The following is a 19943-nucleotide window of genomic DNA, read 5'->3' on the forward strand; positions in this document are numbered from 1 at the left end:
TCTTATGGCGCTCCAATGTAAAACAATTGTTTGAATTAACGCAATGGCATGACCGGACAGGGCGGCGAAGGGGAGGGGCGCTGTTGCGCGGAACGGCGAAACCGCCTGCCGGGCGGCAGGCGGTTGGGGGAGGGCGGCTTCAGTTCAAGCGGACTCGCCTTGCTCCGCCTGCAGCGCGGTCAGCGCGATGGTGTAGACGATGTCGTCCACCAGCGCGCCGCGCGACAGATCGTTGACCGGCTTGCGCAGGCCTTGCAGCATCGGGCCCACCGACACCACGTTGGCCGAGCGCTGCACCGCCTTATAGGTGGTGTTGCCGGTGTTGAGGTCCGGGAACACGAAGACGGTGGCGCGGCCGGCCACCGCGCTGTCCGGCGCCTTCTGGCGGCCCACCGATTCCACGCTGGCGGCGTCGTACTGCATCGGGCCGTCTATCAGCAGGTCCGGCCGCTTTTCCTTGGCGATGCGGGTGGCTTCGCGCACTTTTTCCACGTCCGAGCCGCTGCCGGAGGAACCGGTGGAGTAGGAGATCATCGCCACTCGCGGCGGAATGCCGAAGGCGGCGGCGGAGTCCGCCGACTGAATGGCGATGTCGGCCAATTGCTCGGCATCCGGGTCCGGGTTCACCGCGCAGTCGCCGTAAACCAGCACCTGCTCCGGCATCAGCATGAAGAACACGCTGGAGACGATGCGGGCCCCCGGCGCGGTCTTGATCAGCTGCAGGGCCGGACGGATGGTGTTGGCGGTGGTGTGCACCGCGCCGGACACCAGGCCGTCCACTTCGTCCAGCGCCAGCATCATGGTGCCCATCACCACATTGTCTTCCAGTTGCTGCTCGGCCATCGGCGCGTTCAGGCCCTTGCTCTTGCGCAGCTCCACCATCGGCGGCACGTAACGGCCGCGCACCTCGTTGGGGTCGATGATTTCCACCGATTCCGGCAGCGTCACGCCCTGGGCTTCCGCCACTTGCAGGATTTCGGCGCGCTGGCCGATCAGCACGCAGCGGGCGATGCCCTTCTCGTGGCAGATGGCGGCGGCCTGGATGGTGCGCGGTTCGTTGCCTTCCGGCAGCACGATGCGCTTATTGGCCTTGCGCGCTTTTTCCATCAGCTGATAGCGGAAGGCCGGCGGCGGCAGGCGCAGTTCCTGCGGTGCGCCGATGTATTGCTTCAGCGGCGCCACGTTCAGGTGTTCGGCGACGAATTCGATCACGCGCTCCATGCGCTCGCGGTCGTCGGACGGCACTTGCAAGCTCATATTGTTGAGCGCGCTGCTGGTGTCGAAGGTATTGGATTCGCTGGCCATCACCGGCATGCCGCCGGTGAAGGCTTGCTGGCATAGCAGCATGATGCGCGGGTCCGGCATCGAGTCGCAGGTCAGCAGCAGGCCGGCCAGCGGCACCCCGTTCATCGCCGCCATCGCGGTGGCCAGCACGATGTCCTCGCGGTCGCCCGGGGTGATGATCAGCGCGCCGGGCTTGAGCAGGTGCACGATATTGGGCACGGTGCGGGCGGTCACCACCATGGTGCGCACGCGCCGGCTGGTCAGTTGGCCGGCGTGCAGCAGCCGCGCCTTCAGATGATTGGCCACGTCCAGCGTGCGCGGCGCCAGCAGCTCGGGTTCGTGCGGGATGGCGCCCAGCAGCGGCAGTCTGACCTTCTTCATCAGGCTGCCGCTTTCCAGCACCTCGGTGGCGATGTCCTGGGCGTTCTGATCCTTGGGCACCCGGTTGAGGATGTAGCCGGCGACTTGTCCGCCCTGACCGCCGCCAAAGGCCTGGATGCTCATTTCCAGTTGCTCGGCGATCTCATGGCTGGCCAGATTGTCGGCGGCGCTGACCAGGATGGTCTGCGCCTGCAGATTGCGGGCGATCTTGGTGTTGAGGAAGGTGGAGAACACCTGCTTCTGGTCCGGCACCAGGCCTTCCACCAGCACCACGTCCACCTGATGGGCCGCCTGCTGATACAGGCTGACCACTTCCTCCATCAACTGATCCACCTGGCCCTTGGACAGCAGGTGTTCCACCCGCTCCATCGGAATCGGCTCCGGCGGATTGAGCCGGCAGATGGCGCGCGCGAAGTGGGTGGAGCGCTCCGGCTCCTTGGGGTCCGCGCCTTGGGCGATGGGCTTGACGAAGCCGACGCGCAGGCCGGCCTGTTCCAGGCTGTGGATGGCGCCCAGCGCCACCGAGGTCAGGCCGGCGTTGAAGCCGATGGGTGCGAGGAAAAAGGTTTGCATGGTTTCAGAGACTTTCCTGTGACGCGCGGCGGGCATGGGCGCGAATGGCGGTCCGGCACCGACCGAACGGTGTCGCAGGCTGCAGGCGCTTGGCGCGATGAGTCGTTAAATTCAGCATTTCGGCAAAAATCAGCGGTTTTGTCGCCGTTGGACCCGAGCTCGCGGCCGCGGCGGCGGGCATGGATTCCCGCTGCGTCGGACGCGGCTTTCAATCGGTATAGCATTGCCGGAAGCCGGCGTCAGCGCCGCGGGGTCTCCGGCGAAAAGCATGGCTGCGCCTGCTTTTACGCGGCAGGCATTGTAACTGGCGGCATATCGGCTACAGTCCAGATGGGGTCAGGCTCCAGGGCCGGACGGCGGCGATGACGGCGATTATAACATCATGAATTAAGCGACTCTAATATTGCATTGCAGCGTGAATGCTAAAGCTTTGATTCCTATCAAAAATATTATTCTAAGTATGATTTGGGTATGGCAAGCAGATGTTTTTACGCCAAGAACCCGCTTCCAGCAGAGAGGAAAGGCTTGCCCCGGTGGGGGGGCGGGGGCATAATCCGCCCCTCGGCCGCAAGGTTCGGCCTTGTTTTTGTTGATTGTTTTTGATAGTCCCGCAAACTCGTTTTAAGCGAGATTCGGCTGGTCTTATATCTTCTACCACGGAGGTGTGGGAATAATGTCTGATCTGGCTTCCGCTCAGTTGCTTCAAGCTTCTGCTGCCCAGCTACCCGTCTATACCTATTTCGATCCTGCCTATTACGCTCAGGAACAGCGGCTGCTGTTTGGAGACGCGCCCCTCTACTATGGCCATGAGCTGATGACGCCGAACGCCGGCGATTATCAGACTCTGGAATGGATGGGCCACGGCAAGATGCTCAAGAACGTGGATGGACGGGTCAAGCTGATCTCCAATGTCTGCCGCCATCGCCAGGCGGTCATCTATAAAGGCCGCGGCAACGGCAATCATATCGTCTGCAATCTGCATGGCTGGACTTACGACGCCGAAGGCGCTTTGCTGGGCGCGCCGCATTTTCCGGAAACGCCGTGCCTGAAATTGAACCAGACCGAGCTGACGCGTTGGAACGGCCTCTTGTTCGACGCGCGCCGCAATGTGGCGCGCGATCTGGAAAACCTGGGCGTGGCCAAGCACATGAGTTTTGACGGCTACGCCTACCATTCCAGCCATCTGAGCGAGTACGGCTTCAACTGGAAGACCTTCATCGAAGTGTATTCCGAGGATTACCACGTCGATCCCTTCCACCCCGGCCTGGGCAATTTCGTCGATTGCGGCGACCTGAAATGGGAGTGGGGCGCGCAATACCATGTGCAGACCGTGGGCGTGAAGAACCAGCTGGCCACTTCCGGTTCCCGCGCCTACGGCAAATGGCATGAGGAAGTCCGCCGGCGCTACGCCGATCAGCAGCCGGAGTTCGGCGCCATCTGGCTGACTTACTACCCCAACATCATGGTGGAGTGGTATCCGCACGTGCTGGTGGTCAGCGTGGTGATGCCGCGCGGGCCGGAGCAGTGCACGGTGTTGACCGAGTTCTACTACCCAGAGGACGTGGTGTGGTTCGAGCCGGAGTTCATCGAGGCGGAGCAGGCGGCTTACTTCGAAACCGCCAAGGAAGACGACGAAATCTGCTACCGCATGCACGAAGGCCGCCGCGCCTTGTGGCTGCGCGGCGAGAACGAGGTGGGGCCTTATCAATCTCCCACCGAGGAGGGCATGCTGCACTTCCACGAGTTCTACCGGCGCAAAATGGGCGCGGCGCTGGCTGGTTAAGCGGCGGCTTGCAGTGTCATAATGGAAAGGCGCGGACCCAGTCCGCGCCTTTCTTATTCTGGTTTGCCCGATTCCATGCTCAAAACGCTTTTCCGCTGTTTGCCCTTGTCGCTGGCCTTGCTGGCTCCGCTGGCCCAGGCCGCCGTCTATACCGATGCCGCCAGCCGGGTGCGTTTCAATGTGCCGCCGGGCTGGAAGGTCCGCCCCAGCGTGGTGGACGGTCAGCGCGTGCTGCGCGTGGTGCCGCCCAAGGCGGACCAGCGCGAGCGCGCCGCCATCGATGTGCAGGTGTTCGCGCGCAAGCCGGGGCGCGGCGACACCCTGGCCCGGCTGGCGCAGAAATACCGCCGCGAGGGCGATAACCGCGAAGCCGCCAATTTCGCCCGCGGCAACAGCCGCAGCGGCCGGCTGGTCACCGAATACCGCGACGGCCGTTTCGTCTCCAACCGCTTGTGGATCGTCCGGCATAATCTGCACGTGTTCCAGCTGGGGGACAAAAAGCGCATGGCGGAGGCGCGCTGCGCCGCCAACGCGTCGGAGTTCAAGACCTACCGCCGGCAGATGGAGGCCATCTGTCTGTCGCTGGAATTGTTGAAGCGATGACGCCGGCGCTGAGCGAGGGCGCGAGAACCCTGGGGCTGCGCTTGCGCCAGGGACGTTTGGGCTCCGGCTGGATGGTGGTGGCGGCCCTGTGCTTCGCCTTGATGAGCATGTTTGTCAAGCTGGGTGCCGACGCCTTCGGCTCCACCGAGCTGCTGTTCTGGCGCACCGCCATCGGCGCGCTGACCTTGGGCGCGGCGATGGCCTGGAAGCGCCAGTCGCCGCGGACGCCGCATTGGCGCGGCCACATCAAGCGCAGCTTCGTCGGCTATATGTCCATGGTGGCGCTGTTCTACGCGCTGACCCGGCTGCCCTTGTCCACCGCGGTGACGCTGAACTACACCTCCTCGCTGTTCTTCGCCTTATTGTGCGTGGTCAAACTGAAGGAGCGCCTGACGCCGCGCACCGGCCTGGCCTTGTTGCTGGGCTTCGTCGGCATCGTCATCCTGCTGCGGCCCACTTTCAGTTCGGCGCAGTGGCTGGCCGGCCTGATCGGACTCTTGTCAGGCGTCAGCGCCGGCTACGCGGTGTTTCAGGTGAGGGAGCTGGGCCGGATGGGCGAACCGTCCTGGAAGGTGGTGTTCTGGTTTTTCTCCGTTTCCAGCCTGTTCGGCGGCGTCTGGCTGATCCTGGGACCGGGCTTCAGCGCGGTGACGGCGGACAATGTCTTGCCGCTGCTGGGCGTCGGCGTTTGCGGCATGCTGGGCCAGCTGGCGATGACTCGCGCCTACAAGGACGGGCGCAAATACCTGGTGGCCAGCTTTGCTTATCTGACCGTGCTGTTTTCCGTGCTGCTGGGCGTGGTGTTGTGGGGCGACCCGCTGAGCGGATGGTCGCTGGCGGCGATGGCCTTGATTGTGGGATCCGGCCTGATGGCGGCCCTGCGTTGAAACAGAACTTGGATATTCAACAACAATGCATAAGGATAACGTGGTTTGACTAGCGGAAAGTGGCGCCTGGGTTCGGGCTGGATGGTGGTGGCGGCGGTGTTTTTCGGCCTGATGGGGGTGTTCGTCAAGCTGGGCGCCGAGTATTTCTCCTCCACCGAGCTGGTGTTCTGGCGCACGCTGATGGGCGTGGTCACCCTGGGCGCGGCGGCCTTGTGGCGGCGCGATCGCTTCGCCACCCCCTTGCTGCGCTATCACGTGCAGCGCGGCCTGATCGGCTACGTCTCGATGCTATTGTATTTCTACGCCATCGCCCATTTGCCGCTGTCCACGGCGGTCACGCTCAACTACACCTCGCCGATGTTCCTGGCGCTGCTGTCGGTGGTCCTGCTGCGCGAGCGCCTGCCCAAGCAGGCGCTGGCCGGCCTGGCGCTGGGCTTTGTCGGCGTGGTGCTGTTGCTGCGGCCCACCTTGTCCAGCGAGGCCTGGGTGGCCGGCCTGCTCGGCGTCGGCTCCGGTCTGCTGGCCGGCTGGTCCTATCTGCACGTGCGGGAACTGGGCCGCCAGGGCGAGCCGGAATGGAAGGTGGTGTTCTATTTCGCGCTGATCTCCACGCTGGGCGGCCTGCTGCTGATGTTGTTCGAAACCTGGCACCCGGTGACGCTGGAAAACGTCTGGCTGCTGCTGGGCCTGGGCGCCACCGCCACCATCGCCCAATTGGCGATGACCCGCGCGTATAAAGTGGGGCGCAAGCTCTTGGCCGCCAATCTGTCCTATCTGACCGTGGTGTTTTCCACCCTGTTGGGCGTGGGGCTGTGGGGCGACCCGCTCAGCGCCGCCGGCTTGGCGGCGATGGGTTTGATCATCGTCAGCGGCATGCTGGCCAGCCGGCGTTAAGCTGGAAGCGAAATCCGGCGCTGCGCCGGACCCGGCCTGGAGGGTGGGAGGATGGCGGTACCGGCGGACAAGGCGGCTTTGCTGGCGGCGATGAGGGACGAATACCGGCGCTTGCGCACGGTGTTGGCGCGGGTGCCGCCGGAGCGCGCCTTCGTCCAGGAACTGGACGGCCACGCCAAGCACAGCCGGATGAGCGCGGCGGACCTGCTGGCCTATCTGCTGGGCTGGCAGGCGCTGGTGCTGAAGTGGCACCGGCTGGAGCGGGAAGGCCTGCCGATAGACTTTCCCGACGCCGGCTACCGCTGGAACCAACTGGGCCTGCTGGCGCAGAAGTTCTACCGCGATTACCAGGGGATAGGCGACTGGACGCGGCTATGCGCGATGCTGGACGACAGCCAGCGCCAGGTGGAGGCGCTGGTGGAAGGTTACTCCGACGAGGCGCTGTACGGCCGCGCCTGGTACGACAAATGGACGCGCGGGCGGATGATACAGTTCAACACCGCCTCGCCCTGCCGCAACGCCCGCGGGCGGCTCGTCGCCTGGCTCAAGACGCTGCCGGCCGCCTGAAAAAGCTTGCCGCGCCAGTGCGGCCAAGCCTTAAAATGAAAGCGACACCGCAAAGGAGAAGCACATGATCTCGATACGCGAACAACACTACGGCCTGGACGTGGCGCTGTACAACGAATTCACGCTGGCGGACTTCAAGCTGCTGGAAGAGGCCTTGCTCAAGCGCCAGTCCGAGTGCGCCAAGCCCGACCTGCTGCTGGACCTGACCGAGTTGAAGGACTTCACGCTGGACATGGCGGTGGAAGAGGTCAAATTCATGCGCGCCCATGAAAACCACGTCGGCCGCGTGGCGCTGGTGGTCAGCGATGTCTGGATCAAGCTGGCCGCCCACATCGCCGGCCTGCTGTCCAATACCCGCACTCAGTATTTCGATACCGCGGAAGAGGCCCAGGCCTGGTTGGAAAGCCCGGTGGCGGCGGGCACCTGATTTGTCCGGTTGCGCTGATTTCGGGACGCCCTATGCGGCGTCCCGGTTGATTTTGTCGGCAATGGCGGTAGAGTAGCGGTTTTTGTTCAACTCGAAAGAATAAAAACCGATGTTGAAAAGCATTTCCCATCGTCTGGCGGCGGAACTCTCCGTCCGCGAGGCGCAAGTGGCCGCCACCATCGAACTGATAGACGGCGGCGCCACCGTTCCCTTCATCGCCCGTTACCGCAAGGAAGTCACCGGCGGTCTGGACGACACCCAGCTTCGCACCCTGGCCGAGCGCCTGGTGTATCTGCGCGAACTGGACGAGCGCCGCGTCAGCATCCTCGGCAGCATTTCCGAGCAAGGCAAGCTGAGCCCCGAACTGGAGGCCGCGCTCTACGCCGCCGACAACAAGACCACGCTGGAAGACCTTTACCTCCCTTACAAGCCCAAGCGCCGCACCAAGGCGCAGATCGCGCGCGAAGCCGGGCTGGAGCCCTTGGCCGACGGCCTGCTGTCCGACCCTAGCCAGGACCCCAACGCCGCCGCGGCCGCCTATGTCAACGCCGAAGCCGGCGTGGCCGACGCCAAGGCGGCGCTGGACGGCGCGCGCGCCATCCTGATCGAGCGCTTCGCCGAGGACGCCGAACTCTTGGGGCGGTTGCGCGAAAAACTGTGGAGCGAGGGCGAGCTGGCCGGCCAGGTGGTAGCCGGCAAGGAACACGAGGGCGCCAAGTTCTCCGATTATTTCCAGCACCGCGAAGCCATCCGCGCCACGCCCTCGCACCGCGCGCTGGCGCTATTGCGCGGCCGCAACGAGGGCGTGCTCAGTCTGACGCTGAAGTATCAGCCGGACGAGACGCCGATCACCGAGCGCTCCGCCTACGAGCAGTTGATCGCCGCGCGCTTCGGCGTGAGCGACGCCGGCCGCCCGGCCGACAAATGGCTGCTGGACGGCGTGCGCCTGTGCTGGCGCGCCAAGATCTTCCTGTCGCTGGAACTGGAACTGGTGTCGCGGCTCAAGGACGCCGCCGACGCCGAGGCGATCAAGGTGTTCGCCGACAATCTGCATGATCTCTTGCTGGCGGCGCCGGCCGGCCGGCGCGCCACCCTGGGCCTGGACCCGGGCCTGCGCACCGGCTGCAAGGTGGCGGTGGTGGACGACACCGGCAAGCTCTTGGACACCGCCACCATCTATCCGCACGAGCCGCGCCGCGACTGGGACCGCTCGCTGGCGGTGCTGGGCGCCTTGTGCGCGCGTCACCGCGTGGATCTGATCGCCATCGGCAACGGCACCGCCAGCCGCGAAACCGACAAGCTGGCGCAGGAGCTGATCCGCGCCTATCCGCAGCTGGGCATGACCAAGATCGTGGTGTCCGAAGCCGGCGCCTCGGTGTACTCGGCCTCGGAACTGGCGGCGCGGGAATTCCCGGATCTGGACGTGTCGCTGCGCGGCGCGGTGTCCATCGCCCGCCGCTTGCAGGACCCGCTGGCGGAGCTGGTGAAGATCGATCCCAAGTCCATCGGCGTCGGCCAGTACCAGCACGACGTCAACCAGAGCCAGCTGGCGCGCGCGCTGGACGCGGTGGTGGAGGATTGCGTCAACGCCGTCGGCGTCGACGTCAACACCGCCTCGGCGCCGCTGTTGACCCGCATCTCCGGCCTCAACGCCACGCTGGCGGCCAATATCGTGTCCTACCGCGATCAGAACGGCGCTTTCCGCAACCGCAGGCAATTGCTGAAAGTGCCGCGGCTGGGCGACAAAACCTTCGAACAGGCGGCCGGCTTCCTGCGCATCCGCGACGGCGACAACCCGCTGGACGGCTCCGCCGTGCATCCGGAAGCCTATCCGGTGGTGGAGCAGATCGTGCTCAAAACCGGCCGCGAGATGAAGTCGCTGCTCGGCGATTCCGGTTTCCTGAAAACGGTGAAGGCGGTGGATTACACCGACGAACGCTTCGGCCTGCCCACGGTGATGGACATTCTGCGCGAATTGGACAAGCCGGGCCGCGACCCGCGTCCGGAGTTCAAGACCGCCACCTTCCAGGACGGCGTCGAAGACATCAAGGACTTGCAGCCGGGCATGGTCTTGGAGGGGGTGGTCACCAATGTCGCTAACTTCGGCGCTTTCGTCGACATCGGCGTGCACCAGGACGGCCTGGTTCACATCTCGGCCTTGTCCAACAAGTTCGTCGACGACCCGCGCAAAGTGGTCAAGGCCGGCGACGTGGTCAAGGTCAAGGTGATGGAAGTGGACGCGGCGCGCAAGCGCATCGCGCTGACCATGCGGCTGGACGACGCGCCGGGCGCCGGCAACAGCCGCGGCCCGCGCAACGACGGTCCGCGCGGCCAGGATAGGCGCGGCGGCGACCGCCAGCGCGGCCAGCAGCCGGCCGGCGACACCGCGATGGCGGCGGCGTTCGCCAAGCTCAAGCGCTGAGGCGGTTTTAAGAGCCTGTTCACGATCTTTTGTCTGTGTTTTGAAACACGGTGTTCTGCACAGGAGGCCGCGTATCCGACGCGCCCCGGGTCCCTTCAAGCCTGCCGTCGGGTGGCAGGTCCGAGGTTTTAAGCGGCTGCCTGTTCGAGCAGCGCGACGGTAGCGCGCTGCGAGTTCAGCCGCGCCTCGGGCCTGACGGGAACCGGCGGGAAGCCGTAGGCCAGGCTTGCAGGGTGGCCTTTAGGGGTGGAGGGGATATTTGGCCAAGCAAATATCTCCTCCCTGCTCGCCGGGCAGCCCCGGCAAAGAAAATCACCATCCGCGCAGCGGATTCCATGTCTTGGAGCCATCTCTCGGAAAGATCGTGAACAGGTTCTAAGAGAAAAACGGCGGGCATTGCCCGCCGTTTTTCATTCCGGCACCGAGGACAGCGGCAGCTTCATCGTCTGTTTGATCGCGTTCAAGGCGATGGTGGATTTGACGCTGCGCACCAGCGACAGCCGCATCAGCCGGTTCATCACGAAGGTGGACAGCGAGGGCAGGTCCGGCACCACGATGCGCAGCAGATAGTCCGCCTCGCCGGCGGCAGCGTAGCATTCCAGCACTTCCGGCAGCTCGTTGATGGCCTGGGCGAATTCCTGCAAGGCGCTTTCGCTGTGGCGCTCCAGGCTGACGTGGGCGAAAGCCATCACCGACAAGCCCACCTGTTCCGGCTTCAGCGCCACCTGATAGCCCTGGATCACGCCGCTTTCCTCCATGCGCTGGATGCGACGGCCGATCTGGGACGCGGACAAAGCCACTTGCTGCGCCAGTTTCTGATGGGTGACGCGGGCGTCGTGCTGCAACGCGTCCAGGATCTGGTAATCGAAGCGGTCCAATTCAATTTTGCGCATAGTGAGCATTTCATGGCGGTTATATGCGGCAAGTGTGCAAAAAAAATCGCATACAGGCAAATTTTGCGGTCTTCCCGCATCGCTCCGGGCCTAAACTAGAGTTATCCACCTAAATATCCGGACCCACCGCCATGAACGACCGAGCCGATTTCGTCGTGCCCGACATCACCACGCGCAAGAACGTCGGACTCAGCCACGACAGCGCGGACTTCACCCTGCCGCAACCGCTGGAGCGCTACACCGCCGCCGACCACGCCACCTGGGCCACGCTGTACCGCCGCCAGAGCGAGATGCTGCCGGGCCGCGCCTGCGACGAATTCCTGGAAGGCCTGGAGCGCCTGGGCGTGGACGCGGACCGGGTGCCGGACTTCGCCAAGCTGAATGAACAACTGATGGCCGCCACCGGCTGGAAAATCGTCGCGGTGCCGGGCCTGATTCCGGACGACGTGTTCTTCGAGCATCTGGCCAACCGCCGCTTCCCGGTCACCTGGTGGCTGCGCGAGCCGCATCAACTGGATTATCTGCAAGAACCCGATGTGTTCCATGATTTGTTCGGCCATGTGCCGCTGTTGATCAATCCGGTGTTCGCCGACTACCTGGAGGCTTACGGCAAGGGCGGCATGAAGGCCAAGGCCTTGGGCGTCTTGCCGATGCTGGCGCGCTTGTACTGGTACACGGTGGAGTTCGGCCTGATCAACACGCCCAAGGGCATGCGCATCTACGGCGCGGGCATCGTGTCCAGCAAGGGCGAATCGGTGTACTGCCTGGACAGCGCCAGCCCCAACCGCGTCGGCTTCGATCTGGAACGCATCATGCGCACCCGCTACCGCATCGACACTTTCCAGAAAACCTATTTCGTCATCGACAGCTTCCAGCAGTTGTTCGACGCCACCGCGCCGGACTTCGCGCCCATCTACGCGCGGCTGGCGGCGGAACCGACGCTGGGCGCCGGCGACGTGGCCCCGGCAGACAAGGTGTTCAATATTGGCGATCGCAGCGGCTGGGGCGATTCCGAGGATGTGTGAAGCCTGGCCGTGATGGCTGGCAAGCTTGGGATAGACCCGCCGCGGCGGGTCTTTTTATTTGTTTCGATTAAAACGAAAGCGGGGGTGTTTACTAGATTGATAAGCATTCTCATTTTTGTTAGAGTCCGTTTACGATCTTGCGAGCTAGAGCGAGACAAGGCGAAAACGGCTGAGAAAGCGGGTACATGAGCATTTCGAAGCCGTTTTCAACGCCGTATCGCCGCAGCGCAGCAGATCGTAAACAGGCTCTTAGATTGAGGCTCTGATTCCTATCGCTCAACCCAACAGGGGACACACCTTGAAAACGCACCTGATGCTTGCCGCCGTCCTGGCGGGTTTCGCCGGCCACGCCATGGCGGAAGACGTAGTGGTTTACAGCGCTCGCGCCGAGCAACTGCTCAAGCCCATCATCGAGGTTTACAAGAAGGAAACCGGCGTCAACATCAAGCTGGTGTCGGACAAGGAAGGTCCGCTGATGGAGCGCCTGCGCGCCGAGGGCAGCAACAGCCCGGCCGATCTGCTGCTGACCGTGGACGCCGGCAATCTGTGGCAGGCCGCCAAGATGGGTCTGTTCAAGCCGGTGAAGTCGCCCTTGCTGGACGCCAACATTCCGTCCTATCTGCGCGATCCGGGCCATGAGTGGTACGGCCTGTCCATCCGCGCGCGCACCATTTTCTACAACACCCAGAAAGTGAAGCCGGGCCAGCTGTCCAGCTACGCCGACCTGGCCGACCCCAAGTGGAAGGGCAAGCTGTGCCTGCGCACGTCCAAGAAGGTCTACAACCAGTCGCTGGTGGCGATGATGTTGTCCGATCTGGGCCCGGTGAAGACCGAGAAAGTGGTCAAGGGCTGGGTGGATAATCTGGCCACCCGCGAATTCCCGGACGACACCAAGATGCTGGAGGCCATCGCCGCCGGCCAGTGCGAAGTGGGCATCGCCAACACCTATTACTACGGCCGCCTGATGGAAAAATCGCCCAATCTGCCGGTAGGCATCTTCTGGGCCGACCAGGCGGGCAAAGGCACCCATGTGAACGTTTCGGGCGCCGGCGTGGTCAAGTACGCCAAGAACGAAAAGGGCGCGCTGAAGTTCCTGGAATGGCTGTCCAGCGCCAAGGCGCAGAATATGTTCGCCGACGTGAACATGGAGTTCCCGGTCAACCCCAAGGTCAAGCCTGACGCGCGCGTGGCCGCCTGGGGCGACTTCAAGCACAGCTACATCAATGTCGCCAATGCCGGTTCGCGCCAGGCGGAAGCGGTGAAGCTGATGGACCGCGTCGGCTACAAATAAGCCGCGGCGGGCAGCCTGTCCGCATTTATTTACAGCCTGTCGGGCACCAAAGCCCCGGCAGGCTGTCTTTGCTTGTTTCCCTGCGTTTTTGACATGGTTTCTCCGCCGATGATCCGTTCTCTGTCGCCTTGGCGCGGCCTGGCCTTTGGCGTCAGCCTGCTGACCGTCGCGCCCTTGCTGGTGATTTTATGGTCGCTGCTGGCGCCGGATTGGGAGGTGTGGCGGCATTTGTACGATTACACGCTGCCGGAGCTGCTGCTCAACACCGTGTATCTGATAGGCGGCGTCGGCGCCGGCGTGCTGCTGCTGGGCGTGCCGCTGGCCTGGCTGACCGCGGTGCATGATTTCCCCGGCCGCCGTTTCTTCCACTGGGCGCTGATGCTGCCGCTGGCGATGCCGGCCTATGTGCTGGCGTTTTCGCAATTGGGCCTGTTCGATTTCACCGGGCCTTTGCAGACGTGGCTGCGCGAGCGTTTCGGCGATTCGTCCTGGGTGCCCAATATCCGTTCCACGCCGGGCGTGATCCTGGTGATGTCGCTGGCCTTCTACCCCTATGTCTATCTGTTGGCGCGCAACGCCTTCGCCACCATGGGCCGGCGCGCGCTGGAGGTGGGGCAGTCGCTGGGCCTGTCGCGCTGGCAGGGCTTCCGCCGCGTGGCGCTGCCGATGGCGCGGCCGTGGATCGCCGGCGGCCTGATGCTGGCGCTGATGGAAACGCTGGCGGATTTCGGCACCGTGGCCATTTTCAATTTCGACGCCTTCACCTCGGCCATCTACAAGGCCTGGTTCAGCCTGTTCTCCTTGCCGGCGGCCAAGCAACTGGCGTCCTTGCTGGTGTTGATGGTGCTGCTGCTGCTGTGGCTGGAGCAGCGTTCGCGCGGCCGCCGCGCCTATACCCAGGCCGGCAAGGCGGCGCCGCAGCCGCGCTTGCGGCTGGAAGGCGCGGCCGGCTGGCTGGCCGCCGCCGCCTGCTCGCTGGTGCTGGCGCTGGCCTTCGTCTTGCCCTTCGGCCAGCTGCTGGTCTGGGCCGGCGCCCACCTGGCCGAGGACCTGGACGCGGATTTCCTCGGCCACGTGGCTAACTCGCTGCTGCTGGCCTCGCTGGCCGCGGTTCTGGTGGCCATGATCGCCTTATTGCTCAGTTACGCGGCGCGGCGCGATCCGACGCGCTGGACCCGTTTGTGGAGCCGGCTGGCGACCCTGGGCTACGCGGTGCCGGGCACGGTGCTGGCGGTGGGGGTGTTCGTGCCGGTGGCCTGGTTCGACAATCTGTTGCTGGACTGGCTGCGCCCCTGGCTGGCGGCGGACGCCAGCGCGGTGATCAAGGGCACGTTGCTGGTGCTGATGCTGGCCTATGTGGCGCGCTTCCTGGCCGTGGGGCATTCCGCGGTGGACGCGGCCATGCACCGCATCAGCCGCAGCCAGGAGGAGGCGGCGCGCAATATGGGCTACAGCGGCTTGCGCCTGCTGGCGCGCCTGCATCTGCCGCTGCTGCGCGGCGGCCTGTTCACCGCGGCGCTGATGGTGTTCGTCGACGTGATGAAGGAGATGCCGATCACGCTGATGACCCGGCCTTACGGCTGGGACACGCTGGCGGTGAGAATTTTCAATTTGACCACCGAGGGCGAATGGGAGCGCGCGGCCTTGCCGGCGGTGGCCATCGTGCTGGCCGGCCTGTTGCCGGTATGGGTGCTGTCGCGGCAGAAGGATGCGGCCTGAGATGAAGCGTATGGATATGCAAGCTTTGCTGGAGTTCGACCTGGTCAGCCAGAAGTACGGCGAGACCCGCGTGGTCGACAATATGAGTTTCGAATTGCGGGCGGGCGAAATCGCCTGCCTGTTGGGCAGTTCCGGCTGCGGCAAAACCACGGTGCTGCGCTGCATTGCCGGTTTCGAGGGCCTGCTGGGCGGCGAGATCCGCCTCAACGGCCAGGTGATCAGCTCCATCCGCGAGCAGGTGCCGGCGCATCAACGCCGCATCGGCATGGTGTTTCAGGACTACGCCTTGTTCCCGCATCTGACCGTGGCCGGCAACGTCGGCTTCGGTCTGGACGCCTTGCCCAAGGCCCAGCGCGCGGCGCGGGTGCTGGAGGTGCTGGAGGTGGTGGGCCTGGCGGAGTGGGCGCGGCGTTACCCGCACGAGCTGTCCGGCGGCCAGCAGCAGCGGGTGGCGCTGGCGCGGGCTCTGGCGCCCAGGCCCAGCCTGCTGCTGCTGGACGAGCCCTTTTCCAATCTGGACGTGGACCTGCGCGAGCGCTTGTCGCGCGAGGTGCGCGACATCCTGAAAAGCCAGGGCGCCACCGCCATCATGGTGACCCATGATCAGCACGAGGCCTTCGCCATCGCCGACCGCGTCGGAGTGATGCAGCAGGGCCGGCTATTGCAGTGGGACACGCCGTACCGGCTGTACCACGAGCCGGCCACCCGCTACGTCGCCGACTTCATCGGCCAGGGCGTGTTCCTGGCCGGCAAGGTGACCGGGCCGCGTTGCGTGGCGTTGGAGATAGGCGAGTTCTGCGGCATCGTGCCCTTGCAGTTCGAGACCGGGGACGAGGTGGACGTGCTGGTGCGGCCCGACGATGTGCAGCACGACGACGCCAGTCCGACGCGGGCCCTGGTCTGCGCCAAGGTGTTCCGCGGCGCGGAGTTCCATTACACGCTGGCGCTGCCTTCCGGTCAGCGGGTGCTGGCCCAGGTGCCCAGCCATCACGACCACGCTGTGGGGGAGGCGATAGGCATCCGGCTGGAACTGGATCATTTGATCGCTTTTCCGCGCGAGAGCTAAGAACCTGTTTACGATCTGCTGCGCGTCGGTAGAGACATTGTGCGATGAGTGCCCGCTTCGAAATGCTCATGTACCGTGCGTACATTCCGCTTTCTCAGCCGTTTTCGCCTTGTCTCGCCTTAGCTCGCGAGATCGTGAACACGCTCTTAGCGTTCCAGTATCGCCTTGCGATGGCGGCGGAACACCCATTTCTCCCACAGCAGGCGAGTGGTTTCGTCGAAGGCGCCGGCGATGTCGGCGCGAATCAGATAGTTGCCGTTTTCGCCCGGCGTCACCGTGTTGATGCGGGCGGCGAGGAAGAGCAGCAGCGCGGAATCGGGATTGGGGCATAGCGCCACCAGCACCGGCTCGCTGCCGTGGTTGGCGTGGTCGGAGATCCAGGCGATGCTGTCCAGGCCCAGCCGGCACGGCGTCAGCGGCGGGCGCTCCGGATGGCGGGACAGCAGCGACACTTCCAGCGCCAGGTCCAGCTTGGCCTCCAGCCTGACCAGCATCGGATCGGCCTCGGGCAGGGTTTCGGTGGGCGCGGCCAGCACCCGCAGTGCCAGCCGGGTTTCGCGTTCCTGGCGCGCCGGGCAGATCCCGCCCGGCAAGGGCTGGACCGAGAACGGCAGTTCGGCGTCGAAACTGGCGCTGCCCAGTTCGGGAAATAAGCTCATCGGTCGGCTCCCGCGGCGTGGCCGTTCAGTGATACAGGTTCAGGATGCGGTCCAGGCCGCCGTGGTTGACGGCGATGTCGGCCTGGGCGCGCACCACCGGCTTGGCGTGCACGGCGATGCCGACGCCGGCTTCGGCCAGCATCTGCAAGTCGTTGGCGCCGTCGCCCATCGCCAGCACCTGTTCCGGTTTCAGTCCCAGCGCCTCGCGCTGCTGGATCAGCAAGCGCTTCTTGGCGGCGGCGTCGACGATGGGGCCGCGCACCCGGCCGGTCAAGACGCCGTTTTCCACTTCCAACTGATTGGCGAAGGCGAAGTCCAGGCCCAGCTCGGCTTTCAGTCTGTCGGTGAAGAAGGTGAAGCCGCCGGACACCAACATGAATTTGACGCCGTGGCGTTTGCAGGCGGCCAGCAAGGCCTCGGCGCCCGGCATCAGCCTGACTCTTTCACGATAGACCTGTTCCAGCGCGCTTTCCGGCAGCCCGCGCAGCAGCGCCACCCGCTCCGTCAGCGAGGCGGCGAAGTCCAGTTCGCCATGCATCGAGCGCTCGGTGATGGCCGCCACCTGTGGCTTGAGACCGTTCATGTCGGCGATTTCGTCTATGCATTCGATGGTGATCAGCGTGGAGTCCATATCCGACACCAGCAGGCCGAAATCGGCGAAGCTGCGGCCGGCTTCGACATAGGCGCCGTCGTAGCCCCATTGCTCGCACAAGGCCAGCGCCGCGGTCCGTTGCGCCGGCGCCGCGCCGCGCAGGCGCGCCACGTTTGGACTGGGATGGTCCATATGGGTGGCCTCGGCGAGGTGGGCCAGTTCATGCAGATGATGCGGGTCCAGCGCGTCGGCTTGGATCACCAGGGTGTAGGCGAGGCTCATGGCGTGGCGGGTCAATGCGTGTCGGAACGGGCATTATGCCACGCCGCGCCGGCCGCCGGTTCAGTCCTGCGCCGCATGGCACCGGCTCCAGCGCCGCAGCGGCGCGTCCAGGGACAGCAGGCCGGGGCCGAAGGCGAACACGGCGGCGATCAGCATGCCCCAGTAGTAATGGAATTCGCGGGTGGCCTCGGTCAGCCCCGGATAGCTGATCACCGCCACCGCGTTGAGGATGAACAGGCCGGCGGCGGCGAAGCGCGCGCCCAGGCCCAGCGCCAGTAGCGCGGACAGCCCCAGTTCGCCGGCCGTGGCCAAGGCCGCGGCGACGGCGGGCGGCAGCAACGGCACGTGGTATTCCTCGGTGAATAGCAGGAGGGTGGTGTCCCAGTCGTCTATCTTGGTCAGGCCGGATTTGAAGAACACATTGGCGATCCACAGCCGGAACAGCAGCAAGAGCAGCGGTTGCAGCAGATCGCCGCCGTGGATCAGCCAGCGGTAGGGCGCGTTGAGGCGGGAGCAGGTCAAGGGGTTCATGGCGGGTGTCTCCTGTGTGTTGAGTATGGTTCAGCGGCGGCGCATGGCAAGCCGCGGGCGTGCGTATCCCCTCCATGCCCGCAAGCTTGGATGAGATTCCGCACTCAGGGTTTAAGCGTGTTTACAGCGTAACGTCTTGGATCAGACGCTGCTGGAACAGCCGCAGCAGGCCGGCTTGCAGGTCGAAGTCCGCTTCGGCGGCCAGCGCCTGTTCCACCGCGGTTTCCAGCGTCGCGCCGTCGAGGAAGGCTTGCAGCAGCGCGGCCAGGCCGGGGCCGACGATGTCGACCTGAACCCGGCCCTGGAGGCGGTAGACCAGCGTCGCCTCCGGCTGCCGGTGCAGATCCACGTCCAGCTCCACCGGCTGGCGTTGGTGGGCCAGCCAGATCGACGCGGCCGGCCAGGGGCTGAGCAGGGCGGCGACGTCGGGCAGCGGCCGCAGCCTGAGTTCGCCCCAGCGTTGCTGCGGGAAGGCGGCCAGCGCGGCGCTGTCGGCCGGCGCGGCGTCGGCGGCGTAATAGGCGCGGTGGATCCGCCATTCCAGCCGCGCGACGTCCGCCAGATAGGGAAGCGCGCGGGCGTGTTCGAAGCCGGCGACGAAGTCGCCGAAACCGGCGCCGTACAGATGCAGATTGCCGCTATGCGAGGGGTGGCCGCTGATGAAGACGCGGGCCAGGCCGGTGAAGAAGTCCTCGCCCACCAGCTGGCGGCAGACCGGGTAGATGAAGGCCAGGGTGTCGATCAGCCCCACCCGGTAATTGTTGCGGTAGACCGCGAGGCCGGCCGGGTTCAGCGCCAGCGCCGCTTCCGCCGCGCGGGCCGGATCGGCGATCTGTTCCAGCAGTTCAGCCTGCCAATCAAACCCGTTCATACGCGGCCTCCAGGATGGCCTGGGCCTTGGCGGCCTCGCCGCGCAAGGTGGCCAGCGGCGGAATCTCCAGATCCCATTCGATCAAGGTGGGCCGCGGGCCCAGCCGGGCGATGGCTTCGCGGTACAGCTGCCAGACGCCGTCGTGCACCGGCTGGCTGTGGGTGTCCACCAGCATGCCCTCGCGTTCGCTGTAGCCGGCCAGGTGGATCTCGCCTATCGCCTCCGGCGGCAGCGCGTCCAGCACCGCGTCGGTGTCCACGCCCAGATTGACGCGGTTGACGTAGAGATTATTGATGTCCAGCAGGATGCCGCAGCCGGTGCGGCGCACCAGTTCGGCCAGGAACTCGCCCTCGTGCATCTCGTTGCCGGGGAACTCCAGATAGCTGGACAGGTTTTCCAGCAGGATGACTCGGCCCAGCGCGTCCTGGGTTTCCGCGACGTGGCCGGCGATCACCGCCAGCGATTCGCGGGTATAGGGAATGGGCAGCAGATCGTTGACGAAACGATGCTCGGAATGGTTGAAGGACAGGTGTTCCGACACCGCGGCCGGCTGTACGGCGTCCACCAGCCGCTTGAGCGAGGCCAGATGGGCCGGGTCCGGGCGCGCGGCCGAGCCCAGGCCCAGGCCGACGCCGTGCAGCGACAGCGGCCAACAGGCGGCCACTTCGCGCAGCATGCTCCAGGGCATGCCGCCGTCGAAGAAGTTCTCGCTGTGCACTTCCACCCAGCCCAGCTCCGGGCGGCTGTCCAGCGCTTCGCGGTAATGCGGGGCGCGCAGGCCGACGCCGCACACCGCGGGAAGCTTGGTTTCCATCATCATTCACCTCGGGTCGCCCGTCCGGGCGGGCCCGGCGGCGCGATTAGGATTGCTTCGGCGGCGGCGTGGTGCGGCCGCCCAGGCCCTCGCATGTGCCCTTGGGCACGTTGTGCCACTCGTTGGGATCGTTGTCCACCTTGGCTTCGCCGGCGCAGTAGTGGGCGCCGTCGGCGGACGCGCAGTCGTTCTTGCCGGCCGGGGTGACGCCGTAGCATTTTTCCTTGGGCTGAGGCGGATCTTCGGCCTGAGCCGAGGCGGCGACGCCCAGCGCGATGACGGCGCCGACGGCGGAAGCGAGCAGTTTGCGAGCGGTGTTCATGTCAGTCTCCTGTGAGGTGGGTGCGGGCCGGTTTGTGAGCGGACTCCAAGACCGGCG

19 protein-coding genes are annotated in these 19943 nt (G+C 65.1%); 11 read left to right on the forward strand and 8 right to left on the reverse strand.

The features are described 5' to 3' along the window. Window positions 1-144 precede the first annotated feature (144 nt). A complete protein-coding gene (pta, locus tag QUG03_RS10715) occupies window positions 145-2238 on the reverse strand; it encodes a phosphate acetyltransferase (protein ID WP_235087450.1) in 2094 nt (697 codons plus the stop codon). Window positions 2239-2911: 673 nt separating this feature from the next. On the opposite strand from pta, the gene QUG03_RS10720 reads away from it, so the two are divergent. The 7 genes from QUG03_RS10720 to QUG03_RS10750 all read left to right on the forward strand — a co-directional run bounded on the left by QUG03_RS10720 (window position 2912) and on the right by QUG03_RS10750 (window position 9821). Next, window positions 2912-4021: an aromatic ring-hydroxylating oxygenase subunit alpha gene (locus tag QUG03_RS10720; RefSeq protein WP_107800093.1), complete on the forward strand. Its 1110-nt coding sequence runs from the start codon at window positions 2912-2914 to the stop codon at window positions 4019-4021. Window positions 4022-4096: 75 nt separating this feature from the next. Continuing rightward, entirely contained in the window at window positions 4097-4624 is a 528-nt protein-coding gene (locus QUG03_RS10725; protein ID WP_107801906.1) for a hypothetical protein, read from the forward strand. After that, window positions 4621-5511, forward strand: a complete 891-nt coding sequence (locus tag QUG03_RS10730) for a DMT family transporter (RefSeq protein WP_233246720.1) — start codon at window positions 4621-4623, stop codon at window positions 5509-5511. Before QUG03_RS10725 ends, QUG03_RS10730 begins: the two co-directional genes overlap by 4 nt. Before the next feature lie 81 nt (window positions 5512-5592). Beyond that, on the forward strand, window positions 5593-6405 hold the full coding sequence (locus QUG03_RS10735; RefSeq protein ID WP_107800092.1) for a DMT family transporter: 813 nt from the start codon (window positions 5593-5595) through the stop codon (window positions 6403-6405). A gap of 51 nt (window positions 6406-6456) precedes the next feature. Continuing rightward, entirely contained in the window at window positions 6457-6972 is a 516-nt protein-coding gene (locus QUG03_RS10740) for a ClbS/DfsB family four-helix bundle protein (protein ID WP_500819966.1), read from the forward strand. Window positions 6973-7036: 64 nt separating this feature from the next. Continuing rightward, a complete protein-coding gene (locus QUG03_RS10745) occupies window positions 7037-7399 on the forward strand; it encodes a SpoIIAA family protein (protein WP_048415463.1) in 363 nt (120 codons plus the stop codon). Between the two features lie 109 nt (window positions 7400-7508). Next, a complete protein-coding gene (locus QUG03_RS10750) occupies window positions 7509-9821 on the forward strand; it encodes a Tex family protein (protein WP_500819967.1) in 2313 nt (770 codons plus the stop codon). 410 nt (window positions 9822-10231) lie between these two features. On the opposite strand, the gene QUG03_RS10755 is transcribed toward QUG03_RS10750, so the two are convergent. Beyond that, window positions 10232-10714 carry an Lrp/AsnC family transcriptional regulator gene (locus QUG03_RS10755; protein WP_227104270.1) on the reverse strand — a complete coding sequence of 161 codons (483 nt, stop codon included), beginning with the start codon at window positions 10712-10714 and terminating at the stop codon, window positions 10232-10234. A 131-nt stretch (window positions 10715-10845) separates the two neighbouring features. Between QUG03_RS10755 and phhA the strand changes: the two genes are divergently transcribed. From phhA to QUG03_RS10775, 4 genes are all read left to right on the forward strand, one after another. Further along, complete coding sequence (gene phhA, locus QUG03_RS10760) at window positions 10846-11739, forward strand: phenylalanine 4-monooxygenase (protein WP_488905499.1); 894 nt, start codon at window positions 10846-10848, stop codon at window positions 11737-11739. Window positions 11740-12037: 298 nt separating this feature from the next. Next, the gene (locus QUG03_RS10765) at window positions 12038-13030 is read left to right on the forward strand and encodes an extracellular solute-binding protein (protein ID WP_107800088.1); all 993 of its coding nucleotides are present in this window, start codon (window positions 12038-12040) and stop codon (window positions 13028-13030) included. Window positions 13031-13138: 108 nt separating this feature from the next. Beyond that, the gene (locus QUG03_RS10770) at window positions 13139-14749 is read left to right on the forward strand and encodes an ABC transporter permease (RefSeq protein ID WP_227104268.1); all 1611 of its coding nucleotides are present in this window, start codon (window positions 13139-13141) and stop codon (window positions 14747-14749) included. A gap of 10 nt (window positions 14750-14759) precedes the next feature. Continuing rightward, window positions 14760-15815, forward strand: coding sequence for an ABC transporter ATP-binding protein (locus QUG03_RS10775; RefSeq protein ID WP_500819968.1), 1056 nt, complete (start codon window positions 14760-14762; stop codon window positions 15813-15815). A gap of 146 nt (window positions 15816-15961) precedes the next feature. Here the strand turns inward: QUG03_RS10775 and QUG03_RS10780 are convergent, their stop codons facing one another. From QUG03_RS10780 to QUG03_RS10805, 6 genes are all read right to left on the reverse strand, one after another. After that, window positions 15962-16474, reverse strand: a complete 513-nt coding sequence (locus QUG03_RS10780) for a hypothetical protein (protein ID WP_227104264.1) — start codon at window positions 16472-16474, stop codon at window positions 15962-15964. A 25-nt stretch (window positions 16475-16499) separates the two neighbouring features. After that, window positions 16500-17348 carry a phosphoserine phosphatase SerB gene (gene serB, locus QUG03_RS10785; protein WP_107801900.1) on the reverse strand — a complete coding sequence of 283 codons (849 nt, stop codon included), beginning with the start codon at window positions 17346-17348 and terminating at the stop codon, window positions 16500-16502. 60 nt (window positions 17349-17408) lie between these two features. Beyond that, the gene (locus QUG03_RS10790) at window positions 17409-17879 is read right to left on the reverse strand and encodes a DoxX family membrane protein (protein WP_500819969.1); all 471 of its coding nucleotides are present in this window, start codon (window positions 17877-17879) and stop codon (window positions 17409-17411) included. Window positions 17880-18000: 121 nt separating this feature from the next. After that, window positions 18001-18750 (reverse strand): HvfC/BufC family peptide modification chaperone, encoded by a 750-nt coding sequence (locus QUG03_RS10795; RefSeq protein ID WP_500819970.1) that lies wholly within the window; start codon window positions 18748-18750, stop codon window positions 18001-18003. Further along, entirely contained in the window at window positions 18737-19564 is an 828-nt protein-coding gene (gene bufB, locus QUG03_RS10800) for an MNIO family bufferin maturase (RefSeq protein WP_500819971.1), read from the reverse strand. The genes QUG03_RS10795 and bufB overlap by 14 nt, the downstream gene beginning before the upstream one ends. Window positions 19565-19610: 46 nt before the next feature. Beyond that, on the reverse strand, window positions 19611-19886 hold the full coding sequence (locus tag QUG03_RS10805) for a BufA1 family periplasmic bufferin-type metallophore (RefSeq protein ID WP_107800083.1): 276 nt from the start codon (window positions 19884-19886) through the stop codon (window positions 19611-19613). Window positions 19887-19943 lie beyond the last annotated feature (57 nt).

It is taken from the genome of Chromobacterium sp. CCUG 30098, assembly GCF_059916605.1.

Coding starts and splice junctions, on each gene's coding strand:
- pta (WP_235087450.1), bottom strand. CDS start 2,238: ATGCAAACCTTTTTCCTCGCACCCATCGGCTTCAACGCCGGCCTGACC.
- QUG03_RS10720 (WP_107800093.1), top strand. CDS start 2,912: ATGTCTGATCTGGCTTCCGCTCAGTTGCTTCAAGCTTCTGCTGCCCAG.
- QUG03_RS10725 (WP_107801906.1), top strand. CDS start 4,097: ATGCTCAAAACGCTTTTCCGCTGTTTGCCCTTGTCGCTGGCCTTGCTG.
- QUG03_RS10730 (WP_233246720.1), top strand. CDS start 4,621: ATGACGCCGGCGCTGAGCGAGGGCGCGAGAACCCTGGGGCTGCGCTTG.
- QUG03_RS10735 (WP_107800092.1), top strand. CDS start 5,593: ATGGTGGTGGCGGCGGTGTTTTTCGGCCTGATGGGGGTGTTCGTCAAG.
- QUG03_RS10740 (WP_500819966.1), top strand. CDS start 6,457: ATGGCGGTACCGGCGGACAAGGCGGCTTTGCTGGCGGCGATGAGGGAC.
- QUG03_RS10745 (WP_048415463.1), top strand. CDS start 7,037: ATGATCTCGATACGCGAACAACACTACGGCCTGGACGTGGCGCTGTAC.
- QUG03_RS10750 (WP_500819967.1), top strand. CDS start 7,509: ATGTTGAAAAGCATTTCCCATCGTCTGGCGGCGGAACTCTCCGTCCGC.
- QUG03_RS10755 (WP_227104270.1), bottom strand. CDS start 10,714: ATGCGCAAAATTGAATTGGACCGCTTCGATTACCAGATCCTGGACGCG.
- phhA (WP_488905499.1), top strand. CDS start 10,846: ATGAACGACCGAGCCGATTTCGTCGTGCCCGACATCACCACGCGCAAG.
- QUG03_RS10770 (WP_227104268.1), top strand. CDS start 13,139: ATGATCCGTTCTCTGTCGCCTTGGCGCGGCCTGGCCTTTGGCGTCAGC.
- QUG03_RS10775 (WP_500819968.1), top strand. CDS start 14,760: ATGGATATGCAAGCTTTGCTGGAGTTCGACCTGGTCAGCCAGAAGTAC.
- QUG03_RS10780 (WP_227104264.1), bottom strand. CDS start 16,474: ATGAGCTTATTTCCCGAACTGGGCAGCGCCAGTTTCGACGCCGAACTG.
- serB (WP_107801900.1), bottom strand. CDS start 17,348: ATGAGCCTCGCCTACACCCTGGTGATCCAAGCCGACGCGCTGGACCCG.
- QUG03_RS10790 (WP_500819969.1), bottom strand. CDS start 17,879: ATGAACCCCTTGACCTGCTCCCGCCTCAACGCGCCCTACCGCTGGCTG.
- QUG03_RS10795 (WP_500819970.1), bottom strand. CDS start 18,750: ATGAACGGGTTTGATTGGCAGGCTGAACTGCTGGAACAGATCGCCGAT.
- bufB (WP_500819971.1), bottom strand. CDS start 19,564: ATGGAAACCAAGCTTCCCGCGGTGTGCGGCGTCGGCCTGCGCGCCCCG.
- QUG03_RS10805 (WP_107800083.1), bottom strand. CDS start 19,886: ATGAACACCGCTCGCAAACTGCTCGCTTCCGCCGTCGGCGCCGTCATC.